This window comes from Leeuwenhoekiella blandensis MED217 (genome assembly GCF_000152985.1).
GTDB classification, from domain to species: Bacteria; Bacteroidota; Bacteroidia; order Flavobacteriales; family Flavobacteriaceae; genus Leeuwenhoekiella; species Leeuwenhoekiella blandensis.
Genome location: NZ_CH672395.1, coordinates 3,150,035 through 3,174,605 on the forward strand (window position 1 = coordinate 3,150,035; position 24,571 = coordinate 3,174,605).

The window sequence follows — 24,571 nt, forward strand, 5'->3', positions numbered from 1 at the left end:
TAGTCTCAGGCAGACTCGAACTGCCGACCTCTACATTATCAGTGTAGCGCTCTAACCAGCTGAGCTATGAGACTGTCCTATTTATCAATTGAATGATCTGAAATGAATTCAGGATCATCAACCGAAAAATATCTTGAATTGACAACTAAAACTAAAACTTCGTCTTTCCTTATAGTCGTGTCTTTAACTGCTATGCAGCAAAGCTCTAGAAAGGAGGTGTTCCAGCCGCACCTTCCGGTACGGCTACCTTGTTACGACTTAGCCCCAGTTACCGGTCTTACCCTAGGCCGCTCCTTGCGGTGACGGACTTCAGGTACCCCCAGCTTCCATGGCTTGACGGGCGGTGTGTACAAGGCCCGGGAACGTATTCACCGCATCATGGCTGATATGCGATTACTAGCGATTCCAGCTTCACGGGGTCGAGTTGCAGACCCCGATCCGAACTGTGATAGGTTTTATAGATTCGCTCCGCCTTGCGACGTGGCTGCTCTCTGTACCTACCATTGTAGCACGTGTGTGGCCCAGGACGTAAGGGCCGTGATGATTTGACGTCATCCCCACCTTCCTCACGGTTTGCACCGGCAGTCTGGCTAGAGTTCCCGACTTGACTCGCTGGCAACTAACCACAGGGGTTGCGCTCGTTATAGGACTTAACCTGACACCTCACGGCACGAGCTGACGACAACCATGCAGCACCTTGTAATCTGTCCGAAGAAAAATCTGTTTCCAAATCTGTCAGACTACATTTAAGCCCTGGTAAGGTTCCTCGCGTATCATCGAATTAAACCACATGCTCCACCGCTTGTGCGGGCCCCCGTCAATTCCTTTGAGTTTCATTCTTGCGAACGTACTCCCCAGGTGGGTTACTTATCACTTTCGCTTGGCCACCCAGTCCTCAATTAGACCGGACAGCTAGTAACCATCGTTTACGGCGTGGACTACCAGGGTATCTAATCCTGTTCGCTCCCCACGCTTTCGTCCATCAGTGTCAATATATTGTTAGTAACCTGCCTTCGCAATCGGTATTCTATGTAATATCTATGCATTTCACCGCTACACTACATATTCTAGTTACTTCACAACAATTCAAGACTAACAGTATCAATGGCAATTCTACAGTTAAGCTGCAGACTTTCACCACTGACTTATTAGTCCACCTACGGACCCTTTAAACCCAATGATTCCGGATAACGCTTGCACCCTCCGTATTACCGCGGCTGCTGGCACGGAGTTAGCCGGTGCTTATTCTTACGGTACCGTCATCGTGCTACACGTAACACTTATTCTTCCCGTATAAAAGCAGTTTACAACCCATAGGGCAGTCTTCCTGCACGCGGCATGGCTGGATCAGGCTCCCGCCCATTGTCCAATATTCCTCACTGCTGCCTCCCGTAGGAGTCTGGTCCGTGTCTCAGTACCAGTGTGGGGGATCTCCCTCTCAGGACCCCTACCTATCGTTGCCTAGGTGTGCCGTTACCACACCTACTAGCTAATAGGACGCATGCTCATCTTGTACCGTAACCTTTACTATATAAAATGATGCCATTAATATAGACTATGGAGGATTAATCCAAGTTTCCCTGGGCTATACTCCAGTACAAGGTAGATTGCATACGCGTTACGCACCCGTGCGCCACTCGTCATCAGAAAAGCAAGCTTTCCTATGTTACCGTTCGACTTGCATGTGTTAGGCCTGCCGCTAGCGTTCATCCTGAGCCAGGATCAAACTCTTCATCGTAGTATTGTAAATAATATTCCACGATATAAGGAAATTTAATCACCTCTGTAATAACAGAAGCTCAAAATGGTCGTTCTAGTTTTAATTCAAATATTATCTTTTAAAGATAATACGCGTTGTCAATTCAATATGTCAATTAACTCCTCCCCTAATTAAAGAAGATCATTTATCGTTAGATGTCAAGGAATCGAACCTCTCTTTTTATTACCAAATCATCTCGTTTTCAATGTGCGTTGCTCTCTGCGAAAGCGGCTGCAAATATACAAACCTTTTTTATTACTAAACAAATAAAATTTAAAGTTTTTTTTGGGCCTTTTTTTAGTCGCTTTTCTAAGAACTAATCCGCTTTCCTTGCCGAAAAACGGGAGGGCAAAGATACTACCCTTTTCCCTTTATAAACAAGCTTTTTTTAAACTTTATTTTTGACGCCGTCAAATGGATTTCACAACCAATGACTTGTCTAAAACAAAAATTCTATCATTAGTAAATTCCCCACGAGATCAACCCGGAGGCACTTTACTTTATCTGCATTTCTATGAACGTAAAACCGTTTTTTATATCCGATTTTGGAGGCGCAAATATAGAACGATTATCTATCCCCGCAAGCACTTTTTCAAAGTATTTTTAAAATAATTTACTACCGCCTTGTTTACAGTTAATTACATTCTTAAAGTTTTTGAAAAAACTTCTGGATATACTCATACAATCAAAATAACAAACGATCGAAGCAGCTTCTAAAAAAGCAAAATCCTGAATTTTACTGGATTTACTCGATGAACTACACAGAAAACACACGAGGTGGTGTGAAATACGAAAGTAGAAATACAAAATACAACTAAGAGCTTGTAGGTCACTTCGAGCGCAGTCGAGAAGCTTTTTAAAGTTTGCAGTAGCAGTATTCAGTCAGCAGTTTCAGTGGGCAGTAGGCAGTCCACCACTTGAAATATAAAATCAGCAGATACGAGGTACAAATTAGCACTCTTATATAATGCCGATCTGATTATTGCGCTTCTTCTTTTTTATATTTTTCAAAAATTTCATTCATACGTATGGGTGAGATCGGTTTGATCACATAATCCTTCACTGTTTCCGAATAGCCTAAGGCCCGCTTCCGGTCTGCGCTGCTTACCGAGGAAGTTACAATATAAATGACGATTGCTTTTTGAGGCTTGATCAATATAAACTCATCAAGAAAGCCCCAGCCATCCATAATAGGCATATTGAGATCCAAAAATATAATATCAGGAATTGCAGTAAGCGGTCCTGTTTGCATCAATAGCGTAAGTGCATCTATGGCTTCTTTTCCATTGGTATACACGAGAACCTCATCACAAAACGAGGCGCGTTCCATTAGTTTTTTAGCTCCAAAAATAAATATAGGATCATCATCAATAAGACAAACTGTTCGTGTATACTTCTTCATAAGGTAAATATATAGTAAAGGTCGTACCTACGTCTATGGTACTTTCTACAGTGACCCGGCCTCCCATGGCCTCAATTTGATTTTTAGTTATAAACAACCCGATTCCTCTAGAATCCTTATGCTTGTGAAACGTATTATACATCCCAAAAAGTCGCTCCCCATATTTTTTAAGATCCATACCTAATCCATTATCTTCAATAGTGAGTTCTATTTCATTTGCATTGACCTCGGTACAAAATTTTATATAGGAAGCCCTTTTCGTCGACCGGTATTTGATCGCATTGGAGGTGAAGTTCAGCAGGATACTTTCCAGATATGCAGGAATGGCATTTACCACCAAGTTAGCCGGCGTTTGATCAACGATGCTGATGTTATTTTCTTTGATTACAGCACTAAGGGTGTTTGTGGTCCTCAATATGTACTCTTTTAAACATACCGTTTTTCGTATGGCATTTTCATTAGTTTGAATTTCGGTCACCTCATTTAAATGCGCAATCGTCTCTGCCAGCTGTCCGGTTGCAGAATCCATCATTTGCATAAGTTCTTTGAGCTTACCATCTAGTTCCTCATTCAGAAATGCGACCAGCATATTTAAATTACCCGAATGGGACCGAAGATTATGCGAGACGATATGCGAGAAGTTTTTCAACCGGTTATTTTGATCTTGGGTCAATCTGAGCACCTGCTTTAGATCATTTTCAGATTTGCGCTGTGTACTTATATCTGTAATTTGAGAGATGAAAAACAAGGGGATCAAGTCTTTATCTCTAACGACACTTACCGATAAAATCACCGTAACAACGCGTCCTGTTTTATGAAAATAGCGTTTTTCAATTTGGTAACTATCTCTTTCACCTGTACGTAAAGCATTTACGTGACTCAAGTCTAATTCCAGATCTTCAGGGTGCGTAAGTTCTTGAAAGGTCATCCCGCTCAATTCCTCTTTAGTATATCCTAAGATATCTGATATCTTTTGATTGATCTGTAACCAATTTCCCTCAGGGGATACCAAAGCCATACCAATAGGAGCATTTTCAAAACTAGATTTGAACGTCGTGTCGATCAACTGCTTCTCCTGGTTTGCGGTAATAATCTCTGTAATATCGTGCATCGCCACTACTGCCCCTATGAGTTGCTCTTTTTCATCATAAAGTTGATTCCCGGTAACCCTTACGTAGCGATTCTTGGCCGCTGTTTTGATACTGATGATCTCGTCTGGTCCCAAGACTTTTCCCTCAAGAACCTTCAACAATGGGATGTCTGCCTCTTCTAACAGGCTTTTACCGTCGGCTTTATATAAACTGTAATAGTGAGAAAGCTCTGAAGCGGGGACCGACTTAGAAGGTAAACCATGCCACTCCCTACTGGTTTTATTAAAATAGGTCAATTCTTTCTCAGCGTTACATGCTACAATGCCTACGTTAATGGAATCGAAAACCGTTTTTTGAAAAGCCTGCTGGCGTTTTTGCTCAAACTGTAATTGTTTAAAATGGGTAAGGTTTGAAGTTTGCATGAGCAGACCGCCTATTTCACCCTGATGGTACCAGGGTTTTACTTGCCATCGCAAATAAAACGCGGCTCCAGTTCGGTCAAAAAACTCATCTTCCTCAGCTTGATGTATCTCGCCCTGAAGACATTTTCTATGTATTTCTTTCCAACGTTCAGGGATATCAAAAAGATCATAATGATTTTGCCCCTCAATCGCTTCAGGCAAATTGTAATCGATCAACCATTGGCGCGAAGCAGCCAAATAATTAAGCTGGGTATCAAACATCGCAATGGCACCCGGAGCTTGATCGATAAAGGTTTTTTTGATTAGGGCACCCATACCGGTTTCATCTAGAGCCGTATGGTAGCCGGTCATCCATTCGGGACTGCCATCTTTCCAACTTACTACCTGTCCTTGATCTTTTACCCAAATGTAGTCTCCATTTTTTTGTCGTAAGCGCAGCGTACAAGTATATTGCTCTGTAGTACCAAGACAATGTGCCTCAAGTGCACGCTGATAATTTTGCAGATCATCGGGATGACAAAGCCTTTCTTTGGTTTCGCAGATAGCTGGGATATCATCTACTGAATACCCTAGCACTTCAGCCCACGCAGGACTATAATGCATTTCATGGGTAATCCTATTCCACTCCCATACTCCGATACCGGCATCCCTTAAAATATGCGCGTAGCGCTGTTGGTTCATTTTCTCTAATTACAATAGCAGCTTCAAATTAAGGCATTTTTAGTAATTCTACACAAAAAAATTGATTGTGCTTTAAGTCAAAATACTCATAACCTAGTATAAACAGTTAGATTTATTCCATGCTCACACCAAAGATTACGTGAAAATTCCTACGTATTGATTTAAAAATATATAGTGTCTTGATGTGTAGCACCTAGCATTTGCTGTTATCCCAATGTAAGATAGAGTATAGCAAGGTCTAGCTATTATTTTAGAGCTATAGTCCTTGGGTAGGAATTATATCGAGAAGCTTTTTTGAAGTCTGCAGTAGCAGTGTTCAGTCAGCAGTCTCCGGGAGCAGTTGGCAATTGTTATGCTGCTGTTTGTTACTCCGGATCAAAGTACAAAGTCAGAAGTACAAAATACAAATAAGCAACGCACAGTCACTTCGAGTGATTCTTGAATGCCTTAGCGCGAAAGGATTGTATCGAGAAGTAGTTCTCAGTGGGCAGTCGCAGTTGGCAGTGAGCAAACTTTAGGCTGCTGTTTGTTATTTTGCTATTTGTTATTGCTGATTTGTTATTCGGGGTTGGTGTACGTAGAAATACGAAATACTTCATACACTGTCACTTCTAGCGCAGTCGAGAAGTTTTTTATTAATTAGCAGTAGCAGCGGTCAGTCGGCAGTCACCTACTTGAAATACAAAATCATAAAATAAGGAGATTCTCGCACTGCCCATCCCAATGAAGGTTAGGAATTGTATCGCGTGTTTTGGAATGGAAAACCATACCTTATGTAACGCTATCAGTTCCCCTCCTCGTTGAGGAGGGGTGGCAGCAAGGCGCACGCAGTGCGCAGCTTACGGGGTGGTGTTGCCGTAAATATACTAGAACCACCCCTGCCCTGCTGCGCGGGCTTTCCCCTCCTTTAAAAGGAGGGGAGCTTTGTTCTATTCTTTTTTGGATCCTTGTGATACGATGCTGAAACAATCCGAATAGTTGTCGAGACTAAGATTAGTTAGTTAGCGGCTTAACGTTCTAAGATAGAAATACATAACCTAATGTCACTACAAACGCAGTCGAGAAGCTTTTTTTAAAATTAGGTAGTTGGTAATTTTCAAAACGCGCTAAGCATCTTCGGCCAGCATTTTTTGTTCCAGTTTAAGAATGAGTTCGTTTAAAAACTTGGTCCTGCTGCCTTTGCGTTCTTTCAGTTCGGTATAGGTTTTATACGGGTGCTGCAATTTGATATTGAAAAAATCTTCAAATCCTGAGGTCAACTGCTTAAGGTCGAGTGCGCCGTGATTGATGACCTGATCTGAATACAAGGCATAGATAAGTTCTACCAAAGCGGTTTTAGAGCCCGTCCAAACCAATACTTTGTGCTTATCCTGTTTCCATTTAAAATTCTGCCCCGGTTGTAAAGCCTCCAATTGTTCCCGTATATAATGAATGTATCGGTTCATGGCTTTAACTTTGGCCCAGAGCATATCATGTGAGGTGGTGAATTCAGGAAACTGGTAGTAATGCACCAGTGGATTGACGGGATACTCCGGATTTTGGGTACGTGAAAAATACTGATGATCCAGATACGTATGTCCCAGCTCCATATAATGTACAAAATCAGCATTCCTGTAAAAGAACTTGTTGAGCTTTTTAAGCTCTTTTTGCAGAAAACTTACTTGATAGTGTTTCCCCGCCTTGGGTTTCTGCAGTTCACAGGTGCGCACTTCGGTATAATAAATAAGATGACTCATGGGTTCTGACTTCAGCGACTTGAAGAAATAGATCTCAGAGGGTATGCTTTCAAAATCATGCGTATCTACCCAATGCTGGAGGGACGACAAGGTTTTGTTACAGACTGCAATGGCCTCCAGAGCACATTTTAAAGGCGTGGCTTGTGCTTCTTGTAAGGCTTGTAACTCCCGGGTAAAAGCAGCTACCCGTGCTTCCGCTTCTTTCATAACTATTCGGTTTTTAGTTGGTGTTGCGCTTCGATATAATCCATCATAAAATTGCCATCCCTACGCATATAGGCTTGTTTGGGTAGGAGTTGCGCTCCCAGCTTACGCTTTTCAAAATTGGCACTGATACCCCAATCCACCTGAGTGCAATGCAATCGACGGGCTCTGAGCAAGCTTTCGTATAAGAGTTGGCGATAGGTTTTGTAGGTAGCTGCGTGTGCGTATTCCATCCCAATAAGACTGGGGACATAGGTTGTTCCGTTACGGTAACAAAACAATACGCCCAAGAACTGCTCCCCTTCCCGTGCATACAGGACTAGAAATTCCCACTGATCAGAAGTATTCATCGCTTCAAAAAGCCTGTAGGGGTAGGTAAAGGTATTCAAGGCAAGATTACGTGCTTTTACTTGTTGATACATCCCGTACGCCAACTGCAATTGCACATCACTCAACTGTGCTTGTACTTTGCAGTGCACCAGATTTCGAAAGGGTAAAATATCCCGTTTAAAATGCTTTCGGGAGCGTGTACTCAGGTCATTTAAGTAGGCTTCCTGATTCTTCCAGTCTAAAGAAGTTACCAATGCCGTTTCGGGCATAGCCACCGGAATAAAGCCCTTTTGATTAAACCAAGTATCTAATGCATGACCCAAGTCCAAATCCCGGAACACAAGTTGTGATAGGTTCTGGGTTGTACTATAGTCTTCCAAGGTCTTGAGCATCATGTTTAGTGCCTGAGTTGCCTGAGGATGATCGTGTTGTAAATACAATGGCAAGCCGTCTGAAAATAAAGAACCCAAACTAAGCACCGCACTGCATAAATAATAAGAATCCTTTATACGCTTCTTTTCTATAGCTTCAGAAATTTTTGCCGGTGCCAACACGTCTTCTTTCCATAAGCTTTGTGTAAAGGCTGCTAAAAGTAGCAGTTCTCCTTGAGCATCCTTGATCTGCAGATACTTAAACTTCCAGTGATGTTCGGGCAAAGCAGCTTGCGCAAACACCTGTTCTACAAAACGCCAGCCCTCCCAGTCGAGAATACCAAAACCTTTAAAGTGTGTATCCCATAAAGATTGGTCAACAGCTTCAATAGTCTCTTCCACGATCAGGCTTAGGTTGGCTAAGGAGGTATCAGGCATTGGCATCACTTCAAAGTGCTGTTTAAACGCCGCACTTAGCTGGTCAAAATCATTCCCGGTAGCCTGTAGCACTCTGGGGTATTCCTCTTGAAGACAACGTGCAAGCCCTTGAATATCCTCTAAGGTGTTTTTAAGCGATACCGTAATACGCAATCCTGTATTTTTAGAAGGCACTGCCGGGAACAAGCCCATATTTACAAAATACCCGCGATCGAGCAACCTGCGGGTTAACTGATATCCGGTTTCCGGCACTCCGGTTGCCAGAAAAAATACCGGAGCATCGGTTACTGCGACGAGGGGAAGTTTATACTTCTTCAACAGCGCATTAAAACAAACCACCCGCTTTTGCAAATCCTGTTGCCAGTCGTTCAACTCTGAAGTAAGATGTAAGCGTGCAGCGGCAATTGCCGCGCCTACCGAAGCCGGATCTAATTGTGCTGAAAAAGTAAGCGGTCCGCCAAAGGTTTTGATCTTATGATGCGCATCAAGATCTCCACAAATAATAAGAGCGCCGTTAGCACCAAAGGTTTTGCTAAGCGTGCCTATCACAACGCTACGGGGCAATAGCTCCTGCAGGTGATCGTAGATTACCCCGGTACCGTGTTTTCCCGCCCAGCTCATACCGTGTACATCATCAAAATACAACTGAAGCTGCTTGTATTTATGAGCCAGGCGTTTTAAAGCTTCCAGGGGCGCATAATCTCCGTGCATAGAATACACCCCGTCTGCCATATACCATATCTTGTGTGAGGTAGACCCTAGTTCTTGTAAACGCGCTTCGAGAAGATCCATACGGTTATGTCGTATCAAAAGCACCTTAACTCCTCGCAATTTGAGTCGGTTTGCTGCATCCTGTACGCTCCAGTGTACCTGATGATCGAGAATCACCGTATCGGCATCTCCCACCAGGACCGGTAGGGCTGCCATGTGGGCCAGCGTAGCATTTTTGGTTACGATCACCGGGCGACCGTACATGGCTTCCAGTAGGGTCTCCAATTCTTGATACAGCGGATGCGCGATATAGGTTTTTGACAACGGAAACTGTGTACCATAAGCTTCGATAGCTGAAATTGCAGCCTTTTTGATGCGCTCATCCAGCCCCAATCCCAGATAACTGGTGGTTCCAAAATGCTTCAGGCGTTGGCCTTCTATCTGAATAAATCTACCGTCAAAACCAGCAGGATCGGCATGTAAATGGAGGATGTGTTGCGCCCGCGCATGATTAAAAACCGCATCTACGGTGTCTAAAAAATGATTGTGTCTAAGTTGCGCCATAAGCTTGCGTATTACGTGGATATTCAAGTTAAGCACCACTAAACTAATTAATTGCAAGCAGCCTTTAGCGCTATCACGCGTACGCCGCTTTAAAAAATCCCGCAAAGCAAAGATTTTATCCCGCAGAGCAAAGTTTTAAGTATCTACCACAGGGAATAACCCTCAAAACACCTGTATATCAAGCCTATAAAACACACTTTTAAAGAATAATTAGTACTTTCAACACAAATAGCAGGATTAATGAACTTCTTAGAAACCAACTTTGCTGTAATGCAGCTGCGGGAGAATATCCTTTTTTTTAGGTACAAGCAGATTCCGCAATTCGATCTTTCCGTGGCTAAACAACTCGTGGCAGACCGGCTACGCTTACAACGGGAACAAGCCTATCCCGTTTTGTGTGATATGCGCCAGTATAACCAGCCCGATCTGGAAGCCCGACGCTATCTGGCGGTACAAGGTTCTGTACTTATTCGTGCTGTAGCGTATGTAATACCACCGGATACCCGCAATCATGTGATCTATTTTTTCATCAGGGTTGATCAACCTGTAGGAAACGCCAACATATTTACACACGAACAGGAAGCGCTTCGCTATTTAAAAAAGTACGTATGAAAACATCCTCAAATCCCGGTCACAGCTTTGATAGCTTACGGCAGATGATCCAACAGCTCGCCAATGGAGAATTTGCGCACCGTATCCCCCTGCACGAGCAACCCCAAAATGACCTCGAAGAAATCGCTGGAGACCTCAACATGCTCGCAGAAGAATTGGCCGATTTATTCATCAATAAACAAGCCTTTGGATTGAAGGATATGGCCAATCCGCTGATACTGGTCGTCAATGCGCGTTTTAAAATTCAAGGGATCAATAAACGCTTGGCTCAAATGCTTACCCAAGCTTCCAAACGCCTGCTGGGGAAATCCCTGCATAAGGTACTCACCCCGGAATGCATTACCAGTTTGCACGAGATCCTTCCCCTGCATTTGCAAACGCAAAGCAGTAGACCTCCGGTCAAAACCTTAGTGATGTTCAAACTCCCTAAGGGCACCGTACAGGCCTGGGGATATTGGCATTTGCTCAACACGCCAGAAGGCTATTGTTTTTTCTTTAGGGGATTGCCGGCGCGCCTGCAAGATGCACCACCACCTCAAAAAGGACAGCCTACCGCAACAACTTCCCGTAAGGACACCGAGCAACTACAATATGACTTCAACACCATTAAAAAGGTGCATCAATACGTACTGGAACATCTTGACCAGCCCCTACCCTCTTTGCCGGAGCTCGCAAAACTATTTTCGACCAATGAGTTTAAGCTTAAAAGAGGGTTCCGATTGCTGTATCACAACACTATCTTTAAGTTTCATTTAGAGAAACGCCTTGAAGTTGCACGGCTCAAAATCCAGAATACGCCCACCAGCTTAAAACAAATCGCACAAGACCACGGGTTTCGTAATTACAGTCATTTTTCAAAGGCTTTTAAAGCCCGTTACGGTCATAAACCTTCGTACTATAAAAATCGCAACGAGCTGTTTTAAAGCTATCCTTACAAAAAATCCCTTAGACATAACTCATACTCCTGCATAGCAAACTCATTGTAAAATAGATGGATGAACTTTAACCTACAAAGTTTTTACCATGGCGCTAAGCAGTTTTAACAAACAAGGGATCCTAAGGGGAGTTATCAGCTTCTTTATCCTGCTGTGGGTCTATGCCGCAACAGCAAAGCTGCTCGAGTTTGATGATTTTGGTATTCAGTTGGGACAGTCCCCTTTACTCAGTGCCTATGCCGGTATCTTGGTTTGGTTGGTTCCACTAAGTGAATATATACTAAGCGCGCTCCTGCTCCTTCCCACAACTAGAAAAGTGGGTTTATATGGAAGTCTGTGTTTGATGACGGCGTTTACCACCTATATCATCATCATTCTTAATTATGCAGATTTTGTACCCTGCTCGTGTGGTGGGATTCTGGAGGCCTTGGGATGGACAGAGCATTTGATCTTTAATGGGGTGTGTTTGTTTTTGGCTGCAACTGCGTTCTTATTCGCTGCTCAAAATTCTAAAAGCCCTATTACAGGGTTGAAACGAACGGAAATACTAAAACTCTGTGCAGGCGTTTTGGGAAGTGCTGTATGGGTAATTGTCCTGTTTTTGACTTCGGAAGAGCAAATGCATCGTAACAATGCCTTTATACGTCGGTATCCTCAGCATGTGGCCAAAGTTAAGGCGAAAATTAACCTAGGCTATAACTCCTATTATATTGCAGGAATCACCAACGATAGTATTTACTTGGGAAATACCACAGCGCCTTTACACATTATTGCAACTGATACTAAGCTACAGGATACCATACACCATAGATTACACCTTAAAGATATGGATCAGTATTCCTTCAGGTCGCTGCAATTTCGGGTGTTGGATACAATGTATTACCTCAGTGATGGAAGTGTCCCTGTAATTTTTACTGATACGATCGGGAAGTGGAGACCATCCAGAATTTTAAAAACGGAGTATTCTTTTTATAAACTACAACCTTTGCATAATAGCACCTTCGCAGTATTAACTGCAAATAAAGAGACAGGAGATCATGAGCTGGGCTTGCTGAGTTTTAAAGATACCGTAGCATTTCATATAGCTCCGGAGCTATTAGAGAAACAAGTAGATGGTATTTTTGATGTAGATGGATTTCTGCGATATAATGAGAGCCAGGATAAACTCATCTATGTGTATCACTACCGTAATGAGTATTTGGTAATGAATAATATGCTTAAGCTCGAACATAGCGCTAAAACTATTGATACTTTGAGTCAGGCCCAGCTGGATATTGCAACCAGCAGTACTACACTAAAAATTGGCCCTAAATCCATTGCAGTGCATCTTAATGCCGCTACTGCAGGACATTATCTCTATTTACGTTCAGACCGCTTAGGGCAATATGAACCTGCAGAAATGCTTGAGGAAGCAAGTATTATAGACGTTTATGATCTGCAGGATAAGAGTTATGTGCTTAGTTTTTACCTCTATGATTATAAGGGACATTCCTTGAGAAACTTTATGGTAAAGGGTGATCAACTCTACGCCATTTACGATACGTATTTAATAAAATACACCTTAAAAGCTGATGCTTTTAAGTTTTAAAATATTCCGGCCGGGATCAGGAGATTTTAAGAGCTGAAAACCTGTAAACGAGTAGGCCAATTAATAGTAATCTTTAATTTTTATATTATGAAAAATGCACAAAGAAAACTGATTTTACCAGCTCTGGTAATGGGGCTGGGTGTTTTTGGAGCCTTCGTGAGTACTGCACATACTGCAGCTAGCTTTGCTCCACAAACAGGTTATGTAGAGAATAACCAACCTTGTGACACGCCGGTAAGTTGCGATACAGACGGTGAAGTCATGTGTACCCTGATCATCAATGGTGAGGAACAGATTGCAAGAGGGAAATTAACGCCCGTTAGTGATTGTACAGTACCGCTTTTTAGACCGGTGCAAAATTAATCAGTAAAGAGGGGGCCGGTTGGCCCCTTTCTTTTTGCCGTTGATTGATAGTATGATGCTTAATCCATCCAATCTTGTTTTGGCATTCCTTTTAAATAGTGGTCGAACCATTCCAGATGCCTGTTATACAGGTCCTGTCGGGCAACTTTAGCACTAATACCATGTCCTTCTTCAGGGTATACCAATAGCACGTGCTCCTTTTCCAATCGTCTTAAAGCCTGATACAATTCCCGGCTTTGCGTCCATTCAATATTTGGGTCTTTTATTCCTGTCCACGTCAACAAGGGTGTATTGATTTGTGCGGCCTGATGCACGGTAGAATTAGCCAGATAGGCCTCCGGGAACTCATAAAAACCCTTATCAAACCGCCACTGATGATTTTCAAACCGAAAGTAGGCCGACTCAAGAATGAAATTTAGATACCCTAGATAATGGCTTACTAAATCAGTCACCGGGTTTCCGATGATAGCAGTAGCATATCTATCGGTTTGAGTAAGTATAAAACCGGCTTCAGAGGCTCCATACGATACGCCCATTAAACCTACAGCTTTGGGGTTGATTGAAGCGGTTTCGATTGCTTTATCTACGGCAGCTCCCACACAATTAACCGCCGAAATTCCGAAGGCATTCAATTCATAGCGAATATCAGGGCGCAGTACAAAATATCCATTGAGATTTAAATCTATCGGCTCTATACTGCCGCGTTGAAAAGTTAATGAGGGCAGATGATAATCGTGTAGCTTTCTCGAATTAAGCTCATACACATCTACGATCATCGGGTAGCTTCTTGATGGATCATAATTTACGGGATAATGCAATGCCCCGTGAAGTTTATGACCTCCCTGCCAATAGGTAATGAGTTCAGACCGGGGTTTATAGTAATCCTGCTCGTGCAGATTACTTTGTTCAAGAGTTTTAACCGATTTCTGATTCAGGTTGCTGTACATTAAGCGGGTAGGATGGTCCGAAGATTCCTGTTTAAAAATACACAGCCTACCTGAGCTGTCCGCTTGAAGATCATAAAGCTTTAAAGAATCATAGCTTAAAAAGATCTCGTCCTGAGTTTCGCTTAAGGTGCTAATTCCCATTTCATAAGTATTCAGGTTTTTAACTTTAAGTAAGGGGTTTTCGTCAAGAGCAACCTGCTGGGTTTGAAAGTTAAGTTTTTCATATACACTTACCTGTCGTACAGGACGCTTAGTCAAACGAAACTGTAGGTTTCTGCCGCTTCCATCTGTAAGTTTATGGCGTACCCCGGTTTTAGGGCTCACTTTCCAGATGTCCCAATGGTCGTATAGTAAAATAGCTTCATCTCCTTTAGTAAAATAGGGGACTTCATAAGGAGGCGGTATGCCGCTTCGGTCATAGGTGGTATCATACGCAGGGATTTCCCATCCCTGAGTCAGGTTAAGATGCTGTTCCGTTTTGATATCATAAATCCACCAGTGTTTATTTTTAAAGTAACAGATATACTTTCCTTCAGGCGAACCACAAAAACTATTTTTTATAAAAGGCAGGCTGTCTACAATGCGTCTGCGTTGACCTGTTTCCAAATCAAGCAGATTAAGGTCCATAATAAGTTCCCCAGTTTTGAACCTGGGAAGGTATTGAGAGGTGTTGTAGGTTAAAGCATAACGCTGTTTGGGAATAAGGAGTGAAAAAGGCTGCTCTTTCGATTCTACAGGCAATACTTCCTGCTTTTGAGGCTTCCATACCATTAACCGAACACCATGTTCAATCCAGTCATAATTGGGGCTTTCAATTTCGGTCCAGGGGGCACTGGCCTTCCATACTTGTACGTTAGCCAGTTGACTGGTATCTAGTGCAGCTGTAGTTTCCACACGGGGTACTGCTTTAAAAAATACGCGGCGGTTATCTGTGGATATCCCAAAATCAGCACTGCTGCCTTTGTAAAAACTATATTCATCCAGTTCATACTCGTTTAAAGTGAACACACCGGTTTCTAAATCTACATAAAGCAGACTGTTGTTGTTTTCCTCTTCCCGCAACACGGTAAAGGATTTTCCATTTGGGTTCCAATGTATGGCCCTAAATGTACCCGTAGTCTTAAGTTTTTGTGTTACCTGAAAACCGTCCAGATTGAGAACTTGTAGTTCGGCACCCGGATCGCTTTGCAACACCACAACGGCATTAGCTGTAAGTTTGCTAAAATAGACGTCTTTTAAATTAGTAAGCTTAAGGGAATTCCCGCTTTCGAGATGCAGGAATTGACCTTGGTGCTTCTTCTTGTTTTTTAAAAGGAAATGGGTGCCACTGGCGCTAAAGGATGCATCGGTATAGGTGTTAAAGGTCTTGATCGAATCGTTTTTCAGATTAATCAGATTCACTTCTTCAGGGGTTTTAAAGCTTGCCCAGTTACTGTTATTGGAGAACTGCAGGCTTTGCCCATTGGGGATTTCGTGCCGGTGTTCGGTTTCCGTATGTACCAGAACCAGCGTATCGTTCCCTTTTTTATAATGCCGGTTATACGTAACCCAATGACCATCCGGTGACAGACCCGAATTTGAGAATTTATACCATTTGCTCAGATCATTCTGCGATAGTTGGCGATTTTGTTGAGCCATACTATATGGTCCAATACCGAGTACAGTCAGTAGTAAAAAGATTTTTAAAAATTGCATCAGTATCCGGTGTTTTGAGGTTGTAAATTCGGATTGAGTACCAGCTCAGCTTCCGGAAGTGGCAATCTGATCTTATAGGACTCCCATCCATTTTTATAGGATAAAGCCGCATCAGCCGCATCAAAGCGTTTGAGGTCAAAAAACCGATGCCCGTATTCGGTAAACAATTCATGGCGTCGCTCCTGTAAAATAGCAGCGAGCAATTGCTCCTGCGTATTGGCCGCTACCTCGGGAAGAACGGCACGTGTGCGTATGACATTTACATCGGTTGCGGCAGCTTCCAATTGCCCCAGCCGTGCCTGTGCTTCAGCGCGTATTAAATACTGTTCTCCTATACGTAACACTATGCTACACTCAAGGGTATTGGCCGTATTGCTGTTTTCCTGATACTTGTAAGGAAAGTACTGGGCAGTTTCGCCCGTTCCAACCTTTCCGATCCACTCTTGCAAGCGCTGATCTTGTTCCTCAAAACTTGTGATAAGTCTTGAGGTTAGAGCCGTTCTAGGGGGAGGCAAAGATTCAAATACATAGTTTGCAGCTTCATAGGTGTTGGCACCTTCAGCACCTGGACTGAACTGTAAAAGAGTTGCCTGACTATCTTTTAAAAACACCTCACGCAAAGGAAGATCTACCCGGTATAGGGGATTTTCAATCACTTGGCTTGCTTGCGTTATAGCTTGCTGCCAAGCTCCTGAATACAAATATACTCTGGCTAGTAATGCAGTAGCAACGGCCTGATTAGGCCGTACCCGTTCTGCGGAAGGGTATGCTTCAGGTAAAAGGTCTTTAGCCATTTGCAAATCGTGTATGAGCCTTTCAAAAACCGCTTCTTCAGAGCTTTTGGCTATGTTGGTGTTTTCAACATAATTCGTGCTGGTCACATATGGGACTTCACCAAAAAGTTGCTGTAGATATAGATGCACTAAGGCGCGTAGAAAATAAGCTTCACCTTGTATTTGTAGGGCAAACGCCTTCGACAATTGATCGTTATTTGTAGTGTACGCTATAATATCATTTAAAGCATAAATCTGGCTGTAGCTATCTTCCCAAAGCTGTTCAAGAAAAGGGGTTTCGGGTAAGACATTGTTCTCATAAAACACCAAGACATTGGCGCGACTGGTCAAATATAAATCCAGTTCATCGGTATAATGGGCTGTTAAATTTCCTACGCCAATATCTTTTCCGGTTAGCAAACCACCCTCTCTTAAATTGGCGTAAACGTTGAGTAGGGTAGCGTTGGTGGTGCTTTCATCGGCAAATACGGTCTCGGCTGTAATCTGCGTATTGGGCAGATCGGTTTCTAAGAAGGGTTCGCAGGCATACATACTGCATACCAGTAAACAGAGCATGCTTTTATATAATAGTGAATGCACTTGTATAGATTTTAGTATTCGTTTCATAAGAGTATCAATTAAAAATTAGCCTGTAACCCAAGGGTTAAAAAACGTAATGGCGGCAGGTTGTCTATACGCTGGGTTTCGGGGTCTGAACCCGCATATCGGGTAAAAGTCAGGAGGTTTTGTCCCTGAACATAAATGCGCGCATCCACACCTTGAAGCAACCTTTCCGGAAGATTATAGGAAAAAGAAGCATTTTTAAGCCGTATATAGGAAGCATCGGTAACCGAGGCGCTGCTGTTTCGGTAATTGGAAAAAGCACGAACGGCCTCGCTGTCTCCGCCCGCAGTGAGCTTTTGAAAGGGAGCATCATCCTGCGGCTCTTGCCATCGGTCGAGAAGTGCTACGGGTTGATTTGAACGGATACCGGGTCTTGAGCCGGTGGCATAATAATTAGAACCCTGCTGTTTGGCAAACTGCAGCAAGAAGTTTAATTCGAACGCCCCCCATTGCACCTGGTTGCTAAGCCCTCCAAAGAAATCCGGATTCAAATCCAGCACCGCTTGGCGGTCATTAGGAAAGCTGATGCTACCATCCCCATCATAATCCTGAAATTCATAGATGCCGGTTTCGGGGTTAATGCCGGTGTACTGATATACTTTGCGGATGTTTAGTGGCTCTCCCACCATATATTGATTGGCATAGGTAGAACCTTCCAGATCGGGAAACGAAACCAGCTCATTTCTTAAAAACGAAATATTCAAAGAGGTACTCCAGTTGAATTTTTCATTTTGAAAATTGACAGTACTCAATTCAAACTCCCATCCGCTGTTTTCTACCGTGGCATCAAGGTTGGCCAGAATCGAACTAAAGCCCGTGGTTCCCGGCAGCGGTATGCCCACCAGTTGATTCCCGGATCGGTTTTTAAAGTATGCCGTATTCAGTAAAATGCGATTCTTTAAAAAACCCAATTCAAGAGCTAATTCTAACTTTTTGTTTTCCTCCCAGGCAAAATCTGCATTAAACAGACGTGTAGGGGTGATTCCGGTTAGACCCTGATACCGGTTTGTAGTAATGCTATAGGTATCTAGAAATTGATAATCGCCTATCGCGTCACTTCCGGTAATCCCATAACTACCGCGTAGTTTACCAAAACTCCACCAAGGGCTATCCTGTATCACATCTTCTTCAGAGAATATCCAGGCAGCACCTACCGCACCAAAATTGGCAAACTGTTTACCCGGACCAAAACGACTGCTACCGTCTCTGCGTCCGGTCAGATTCAAAATATAGCGGTCTTTATACTTTAAATTCAATCTTCCAAAGCCCGCGGTATACGTATAAGCGGTACTCCCGTTCTCCAATACAAAAATAAACGAGGCGGCACTTAAATTGGAAATCAGGCTGTTATTGGAATATCCCTGACCGTATACTACATTGCTACGTGTAGTTTGATTTTGAAAGGTGGCCCCCAGTAATGCATCCAGCTTCCAGTTTTGCATATTCAGGGTATAATTAAGCTGAGGTTCTATGATCCAGGATTGATTACGGGTATCATTGGTAAAACGATACGAGCGATCACTTCCATACCCATATGCCGGATTGTAAAAGGTAGAAGGTACTTCTTTAACCTCTGTCAAAAAACGATCATTATACCCCAGACTAGAGCTTACTTTTAAATGAGGTGTCACTTGATATCCTATAACTGCATTGGCGATAAGGGTATGGTTTTTTGCTCGATAATCCTGTTCCAGCTGAGCCAGGGGATTGTCCCAAGTACTATCTGCCCAGTTCAGCGCCCCATCTTCCGTATACAGATCGGGGGCATTGGGAGGTAGCATGCGTGCGTCACGGGTAAAATCATTTCCCGGTTGGTTGTTGTCATCAAAGGAGTAGGACGTCGTCAGGTTGATACTGAATTTCTGATCTGCAGATTGATGATTGAGGTTGCTGTTTACCGAGAGTTTATGATAGGTAAAAGCTCCGGGGAATACTGAGGTTTCCCGTTGGTACCCGCCTCCTATCCTAAAGCGGGTAGTTTCTGATCCCCCCGTAACAGCGCCCTGAAGGGCAGCGGTAGTTGCTGTACCACCAATAAGGGTTTCCTGCCAGTCGGTATATTTATTCGCATCCCATGTACCGTTGATGTCGTAAGCATTGGCAGGATAATCGGTTACCCCATCATTGGCGTAGGCTTCCCGTCGCATCTCCAGATACTGCTCGGTATTCATCAATTCCAGAGTACGAGTAAGCTTTCCGCTACCGGTATAGGCTTGGAGGCTAAAGCGGGTCTTACCGGCTTTTGCCTGTTTGGTGGTGATCAGCACTACCCCGTTAGCCCCGCGTGACCCATAAATTGCAGTAGCATCAGCATCTTTCAAAATTTCAATACTTGAAATGCTGTACGGATTTAAGGTATTTAAAGGGGACATATTGGCTCCCGGCAAGAGGGTGGCAGAGACGTTGGTATTGCTCAGGCTTTGTGAATTGTAAGGTACTCCATCAATGATATAAAGCGGTTCGTTACCCCCTGCCCGTAAACTATTCCGCCCGCGTATCTCAATATCAAATCCCCCTCCCGGTACTCCGGTGGTTTGGGTGATATTCACACCCGCCATCCGGCCTTGCAAAGCGGCTAGGGGATTGGTCACCGGTTGGCGCTCGATCTCGGCAGCGCTTACCCGGGCGATACTGCCCGTCTGCTCGCGGCGGGTAGTATTGTAATACCCGGCATTGATGGTCACCTCACCCAGATCGGTGATGTCCTGTTGCAGGACAATCGTAAAATGGGTTTGATTCTTTACCGGCAGGCGGATTGTTTTAAACCCAATATAACTGATGCTTAAGGTATCGCCAGGTTGTGCTTGAATGCTGAAGATTCCTTGCATATCGGTTTGCGTCCCCGTGTTGCTGTTTAAAAGTCGGATGCTTACACCCGGAATTGGGTTTTCTTGTGCATCGGTAACGGTACCGGATACGCTTTGTTGGGGCGTGGCCCAAAGTAGATTTCCTGTTGCCCAAAATAGGCAAACAAGTATCCACGCAGCCCCCGTAAGGCGCGTAGTCAAAATTTTCATAACTTCGTCGTGTTAAAATGAAACAATAGTTTTATTTAAGCTCACGCCTTCCCGCCGGACGCCAATCTCGAGGGAAGGCTTTTTTGCTTAGACGGCTTTGTAAAAGGCGTCATTCTAGTCCTGCCGTTAGGCAGGGTGTAGAATCTCATCCGGCATACTCCATGCCCAATGAGGTGATTCACCTTTAAAAACCAAGATTTCTTCTTCACAGACCTTGCGGTCTGCAGCTCTTTTTTATGGCTAATTCACGTGTTTGCAATAGGGTATTTAGCTTCGTTTGCCCTCATCCCCCCGCCCTTCTCCCGCAGGAGAAGGGTGCTTGATCTTACATAAACACGCTTAAAAGTTGCTAAAGCCCCTGTGCTTGTACAGGAACTGTATAAGCCCGTGCTGCATGCACTGCACGCAACCCCAACCCAACTACCGCGTATTCTTAGGGAATGACCGGTAACCCACGGGTGCTTTAGCAGGATGGTGTGCTCCCGTTCGCACGTTTGTCATATGTTTTTTACTTTTAGATGATTAATACTATTTTACTTTTCAATTTGATGGACTTAACGTCCTGATTTTATAACCCAAAGGGTTAAACTAATGTCTTCCCTCGGTTCAGAATAGTCGCAAGGGCAGCGCGTTAAGAAAAGGTCTGGTAGACCTTTTTAACGAATGAGCCAGGTGGCGCGTTGGCTTTGGAATAGAATATTTTACTTCAAGTAAGAACTACTCTTAAAAAATCTTGAGCAACGACGCGGAGCTGACCAGGCGGTTTTCGCCTCTAAGGCGAAAAATTCCTAAGCGAGGGGCTCTTTTCTTTTGGTTCGTTTTCTTTAAACAGGCAAATCGACTTTAGGAGATTCACGAGCTCCCGTAAAATAAAAATCGCGCGAGTAAAGAAAATGAACAAAACATGCTATAAACCCATTACCTCTATTTTCTAACCTAAATACTAAGTAGCCTACCTCAAGGCGAGCCTCAGCATATTAAACCCTTTGGCGACGCCAATAAACAACCAAGTAGCAGCTAGAAGATCAAGGCTCACAAGACAGCATCTAAATGTATCATCCACTTTAATGCATTCTTTTTAATCAAAAGGCCCCAACGCAGCAAGCCAGCTCACTTTCCAGAATAGTTTTTAAGTGTATTCTTTAGGCTCAGCCCTAAATATCTTGAGGCCTGCTTTCCAAATACAGAAAACACAAAGACGCTAAAACATCCTTATCTTTGCACCAGTACTTTTGCATTTAATAAGGCTATCACTCCAGATAAAGCTGCTGTGCTTGTCTTGCGCTAATAACGCTACAAGCGTGCTAAAAACAGTACGCATTATGGCGTTATGATGTGCACCCGTTGGCACGTGTGTCATAGGCAAATTGATTTAAGGATGCCAAGGCAAACCGATTTTACTTCAGGCTACCACCAGCCGTGATAGCGATGCTCATTGGGGTTTTAGGGGAAGAATTAGGAGCTGCAGGGCTACAGGCTTTCTTTAATCACAACGTTGCTACCCGGATAGTCAGCGTTGAGCACTATAAAGGCTAAGAATCCTGTCGGCTTATGCATCAAAACAATAATGCAGCACCCTAATTATGAGGTAAATATATAATAAATCTACAAAACAACAAATAACAATTACAATATATTTTTTGTTGCCGTATAGATTGTTCAATTTGATCTATGTCAAGATATAAAGACGAACTCAACTTAGTTAAACTGGGGGCTAACCTGACCAAACAACGGGAAGCCTTAGAACTGTCTGTAGAAGATGTTTCTGAAATGACCGGTTTTTCTGCGCAAACCATTCGAAATATTGAAGCCGGTGAAGAGAGTTCGTTGTCTTACGTCATTGCCATTTGCCAAGCATTAGAGTTACACCCTACCCAAGCCTTTGACTTTCCGATTAAATTGGAACCTCGATATAAGTTATCTGCTGCGCGCGTCGAAAAAACACGACTCACACAACGCATCGAGGGCTTTGTCGCCGGCGATTATTTTAATGAGGGCCGCACAGCTAAGGATGTAGTCACCGAGCTGAACGAAGTCTATCATATTCAAACCACTACCTCGGCCGTCTCTGTGATCCTTAAACGCAAAGTAGATGAGCAATTACTTAAAATTGATCAAGCAGGTAAACAGCGTATGTATAAAAAGAACTGATGTTTTCTCCCTGAATGTTTCCTTCTGTCACAATGTATATAGGGCATTCCACCCCTAACCTATTCCCTGCTCGTGCGCTGCCTGTCCCAATGCATATGTGGAATTGCATCGCGTTCTCCTTCTTCTAAATTCATACTACTAAACAAACTACCCCCGTTGCCGCGCGATTGTATCGCGTGCCCAAAATCTGAGCTTGAGGTACTGGAAAACCAAAATTCTAGTCTAAATAATCCAACAAATCTTCCACATTTAATCCGCAATACGACGAAAACTCAGGTACCGTAACAAACTGATGTGGCTCTTTTTTTAGATATACCCTGATATCTGCAAGCACTTGACGCCCATAGCGCTCACGTTTTCCGGTGATACACTGTTTATCTTTTGGAAATATATACAAGCCTTTGGTTTTCATAAGTGATCAAAGTACAAGCCAATAGAAAAAACCAGAATCTTTCGGTATACCGTTCGTAGTACCGTAAAAATTTAACAGTTAGATCATCAATAACAAATAACAAACAAGCAATAAGAAATAAGAAAACGCAAACCCTAAACAGAGAACAGAGAACAAAGAATAACAATTAAGGAATAAGGAATAAGAAACAAGAAGCTGGATATAGTTCTAATTTTGAACTTTGAATTTTGAACTTGTTATCCATCGCTTAGGAAAAGACCTTTTTAAGCAATAGTTTCACATTCAAATACTACGCTTATGCACCCTTTTTAACTGGATAAGCACTAAAGCTGCAGATGTCTCAGTATTTAAGAGCCCCTTTATTTTTTTCGCACAAAAGCACCTTTATTTTTACAAACAATTGATTGCTAGATGATTGTTTATTAATTTGATTTACACGTACTTAGCGTCGGAGTGAGACACTTCTTCAAAATGCGTATTTAAAGTTGGGTTACTTCTAAGCATTTGAGGTCTCACTCTTTTTTTAAAGCATGCTTTCACACGAGCACATTATAGAAATGATTCCAATTTTGAAAAGTCTTATGAATTTGTAAGAGCCTTGGACAAAAGGGACTATATAAGATGCTAAATGCACGAAATTGCATCCCATACCCCTCACCAGCTATACGACTAATCCAAATACCCTAACAAATCTTCCCCTCCTTCTTCTTTTACCATCTCCCAGAAAATAACAAACAAGAAATAAGGAGCAACTAGAAACAATGACACTGGTTCATACATTATCTATCCCAATGCATACAAGAATTGTTGGTGCGCGATTGCAACGCATACTCCTAATTCCTACTACTAAACAAACTACCCCATTGCCGCGCGAGTGTATCGCGTGCCCAACATCTGAGCTTGAGGTACTGGAAAACCAAAATTCTAGTCTAAATAATCCAACAAATCTTCCACATGCAACCCACAATAGGCTGCAAACTCATGTACCGTTACAAACTGATGTGGCTCCTTTTTTAGGTATACCTGATGTCTGCAAGCAATTGACGTCCATAGCGCTCACTTTTTCCGGTGATACACTGTACATCTTTTGGAAATATACACAAGCCTTTGGTTTTCATAAGCGATCAAAGCACAAGCCCCCCAGCAAACCTCCCCTGTTCGTGCGCGATTGCATCGCGTACCCTTCAATAGTTACACGATTAATCCAAATACACAAACAAATCCTCCACATGCAACCCACAATAGGCTGCAAACTCATGTACGGTAACAAACTGATGCGGCTCCTTTTTTAGATAGACCCTGATGTCTGCAAGCAATTGCCGCCCATAGCGCTCACTTTTTCCGGTGATACACTGTACATCTTTAGGAAATATACACAAGCGTTTGGTTTTCATAAGCGATCAAAGCACGAGTAACCCTACAAACCTGCTAAGAAAAAACCAGAATCTTTCGGTATACCAATCGTAGTACCGAAAAAAATTAACGCTTATCGGTATACGTTAAGAATTAAAAAGGCAAGCCTTACGATTGAACCTAGAGTCAAAACACACTACTTCACCTACACGCTGCTCAACTCAACTGTCCCTTCGACAGGCTCAGGGTGACAACTAGAATAGACACGCAATCCCAAAAAACTTAAAAGTTCGTGCTAAATACCTGCCAGCCGCCGACTGAGACTGCCTACTCATTACGTATGCGTCAAAATCCTAAACCTCGCATTTTGAACTTTGAATAGTAAATCCTTC

The 24,571-nt window shown here is 43.1% G+C and carries 14 protein-coding genes, 1 tRNA gene and 1 rRNA gene; 5 read left to right on the top strand and 11 right to left on the bottom strand.

Annotated elements, in window-relative coordinates; genetic code table 11:
• The 6 genes from MED217_RS13320 to MED217_RS13345 form a co-directional block, all read right to left on the bottom strand.
• A tRNA-Ile gene (locus tag MED217_RS13320) sits at nucleotides 1–74 on the bottom strand.
• 135 nt (nucleotides 75–209) lie between these two features.
• Nucleotides 210–1,738: ribosomal RNA gene (locus MED217_RS13325) — 16S ribosomal RNA — on the bottom strand.
• Between the two features lie 1,000 nt (nucleotides 1,739–2,738).
• Nucleotides 2,739–3,161 carry a response regulator gene (locus MED217_RS13330; protein ID WP_040532853.1) on the bottom strand — a complete coding sequence of 141 codons (423 nt, stop codon included), beginning with the start codon at nucleotides 3,159–3,161 and terminating at the stop codon, nucleotides 2,739–2,741.
• Nucleotides 3,127–5,355 (bottom strand): PAS domain S-box protein, encoded by a 2,229-nt coding sequence (locus tag MED217_RS18590; protein WP_009781062.1) that lies wholly within the window; start codon nucleotides 5,353–5,355, stop codon nucleotides 3,127–3,129. Before MED217_RS18590 ends, MED217_RS13330 begins: the two co-directional genes overlap by 35 nt.
• A gap of 1,106 nt (nucleotides 5,356–6,461) precedes the next feature.
• Entirely contained in the window at nucleotides 6,462–7,298 is an 837-nt protein-coding gene (locus MED217_RS13340) for an RteC domain-containing protein (protein ID WP_009781063.1), read from the bottom strand.
• Between the two features lie 2 nt (nucleotides 7,299–7,300).
• The gene (locus MED217_RS13345; protein WP_040533612.1) at nucleotides 7,301–9,709 is read right to left on the bottom strand and encodes an aminotransferase class I/II-fold pyridoxal phosphate-dependent enzyme; all 2,409 of its coding nucleotides are present in this window, start codon (nucleotides 9,707–9,709) and stop codon (nucleotides 7,301–7,303) included.
• A 240-nt stretch (nucleotides 9,710–9,949) separates the two neighbouring features.
• Between MED217_RS13345 and MED217_RS13350 the strand changes: the two genes are divergently transcribed.
• From MED217_RS13350 to MED217_RS13365, 4 genes are all read left to right on the top strand, one after another.
• Nucleotides 9,950–10,321, top strand: a complete 372-nt coding sequence (locus MED217_RS13350) for a DUF7793 family protein (protein ID WP_009781065.1) — start codon at nucleotides 9,950–9,952, stop codon at nucleotides 10,319–10,321.
• Complete coding sequence (locus MED217_RS18595; protein ID WP_009781066.1) at nucleotides 10,318–11,244, top strand: helix-turn-helix domain-containing protein; 927 nt, start codon at nucleotides 10,318–10,320, stop codon at nucleotides 11,242–11,244. The genes MED217_RS13350 and MED217_RS18595 overlap by 4 nt, the downstream gene beginning before the upstream one ends.
• A gap of 100 nt (nucleotides 11,245–11,344) precedes the next feature.
• Entirely contained in the window at nucleotides 11,345–12,844 is a 1,500-nt protein-coding gene (locus tag MED217_RS13360) for a MauE/DoxX family redox-associated membrane protein (protein ID WP_009781067.1), read from the top strand.
• An 87-nt stretch (nucleotides 12,845–12,931) separates the two neighbouring features.
• A complete protein-coding gene (locus tag MED217_RS13365; RefSeq protein WP_009781068.1) occupies nucleotides 12,932–13,207 on the top strand; it encodes a DUF6520 family protein in 276 nt (91 codons plus the stop codon).
• Between the two features lie 59 nt (nucleotides 13,208–13,266).
• On the opposite strand, the gene MED217_RS13370 is transcribed toward MED217_RS13365, so the two are convergent.
• The 3 genes from MED217_RS13370 to MED217_RS13380 are packed head-to-tail and all read right to left on the bottom strand — an operon-like array spanning nucleotide 13,267 to nucleotide 20,263.
• Complete coding sequence (locus MED217_RS13370) at nucleotides 13,267–15,792, bottom strand: alpha/beta hydrolase family protein (protein WP_195891564.1); 2,526 nt, start codon at nucleotides 15,790–15,792, stop codon at nucleotides 13,267–13,269.
• A 56-nt stretch (nucleotides 15,793–15,848) separates the two neighbouring features.
• Entirely contained in the window at nucleotides 15,849–17,249 is a 1,401-nt protein-coding gene (locus tag MED217_RS13375) for a RagB/SusD family nutrient uptake outer membrane protein (protein WP_040532857.1), read from the bottom strand.
• A gap of 11 nt (nucleotides 17,250–17,260) precedes the next feature.
• On the bottom strand, nucleotides 17,261–20,263 hold the full coding sequence (locus MED217_RS13380) for a SusC/RagA family TonB-linked outer membrane protein (protein ID WP_009781071.1): 3,003 nt from the start codon (nucleotides 20,261–20,263) through the stop codon (nucleotides 17,261–17,263).
• Nucleotides 20,264–21,934: 1,671 nt separating this feature from the next.
• On the opposite strand from MED217_RS13380, the gene MED217_RS18600 reads away from it, so the two are divergent.
• Nucleotides 21,935–22,414: a helix-turn-helix domain-containing protein gene (locus MED217_RS18600; protein ID WP_009781072.1), complete on the top strand. Its 480-nt coding sequence runs from the start codon at nucleotides 21,935–21,937 to the stop codon at nucleotides 22,412–22,414.
• 217 nt (nucleotides 22,415–22,631) lie between these two features.
• On the opposite strand, the gene MED217_RS13390 is transcribed toward MED217_RS18600, so the two are convergent.
• Together MED217_RS13390 and MED217_RS13395 are read right to left on the bottom strand one after the other, a co-directional pair.
• Nucleotides 22,632–22,826 (bottom strand): hypothetical protein, encoded by a 195-nt coding sequence (locus MED217_RS13390; RefSeq protein ID WP_009781073.1) that lies wholly within the window; start codon nucleotides 22,824–22,826, stop codon nucleotides 22,632–22,634.
• Between the two features lie 1,199 nt (nucleotides 22,827–24,025).
• Entirely contained in the window at nucleotides 24,026–24,220 is a 195-nt protein-coding gene (locus MED217_RS13395) for a hypothetical protein (protein WP_009781075.1), read from the bottom strand.
• Nucleotides 24,221–24,571 lie beyond the last annotated feature (351 nt).

Bases quoted from the DNA above. Each gene is read 5' to 3' on its own strand.
- MED217_RS18595 (WP_009781066.1), top strand. From the start codon at position 10,318: ATGAAAACATCCTCAAATCCCGGTCACAGCTTTGATAGCTTACGGCAG.
- MED217_RS13370 (WP_195891564.1), bottom strand. From the start codon at position 15,792: ATGGCTCAACAAAATCGCCAACTATCGCAGAATGATCTGAGCAAATGG.
- MED217_RS18590 (WP_009781062.1), bottom strand. From the start codon at position 5,355: ATGAACCAACAGCGCTACGCGCATATTTTAAGGGATGCCGGTATCGGA.
- MED217_RS13345 (WP_040533612.1), bottom strand. From the start codon at position 9,709: ATGGCGCAACTTAGACACAATCATTTTTTAGACACCGTAGATGCGGTT.
- MED217_RS13340 (WP_009781063.1), bottom strand. From the start codon at position 7,298: ATGAAAGAAGCGGAAGCACGGGTAGCTGCTTTTACCCGGGAGTTACAA.
- MED217_RS13395 (WP_009781075.1), bottom strand. From the start codon at position 24,220: ATGAAAACCAAACGCTTGTGTATATTTCCTAAAGATGTACAGTGTATC.
- MED217_RS13350 (WP_009781065.1), top strand. From the start codon at position 9,950: ATGAACTTCTTAGAAACCAACTTTGCTGTAATGCAGCTGCGGGAGAAT.
- MED217_RS13380 (WP_009781071.1), bottom strand. From the start codon at position 20,263: ATGAAAATTTTGACTACGCGCCTTACGGGGGCTGCGTGGATACTTGTT.
- MED217_RS13375 (WP_040532857.1), bottom strand. From the start codon at position 17,249: ATGAAACGAATACTAAAATCTATACAAGTGCATTCACTATTATATAAA.
- MED217_RS13390 (WP_009781073.1), bottom strand. From the start codon at position 22,826: ATGAAAACCAAAGGCTTGTATATATTTCCAAAAGATAAACAGTGTATC.
- MED217_RS13330 (WP_040532853.1), bottom strand. From the start codon at position 3,161: ATGAAGAAGTATACACGAACAGTTTGTCTTATTGATGATGATCCTATA.
- MED217_RS13365 (WP_009781068.1), top strand. From the start codon at position 12,932: ATGAAAAATGCACAAAGAAAACTGATTTTACCAGCTCTGGTAATGGGG.
- MED217_RS18600 (WP_009781072.1), top strand. From the start codon at position 21,935: ATGTCAAGATATAAAGACGAACTCAACTTAGTTAAACTGGGGGCTAAC.
- MED217_RS13360 (WP_009781067.1), top strand. From the start codon at position 11,345: ATGGCGCTAAGCAGTTTTAACAAACAAGGGATCCTAAGGGGAGTTATC.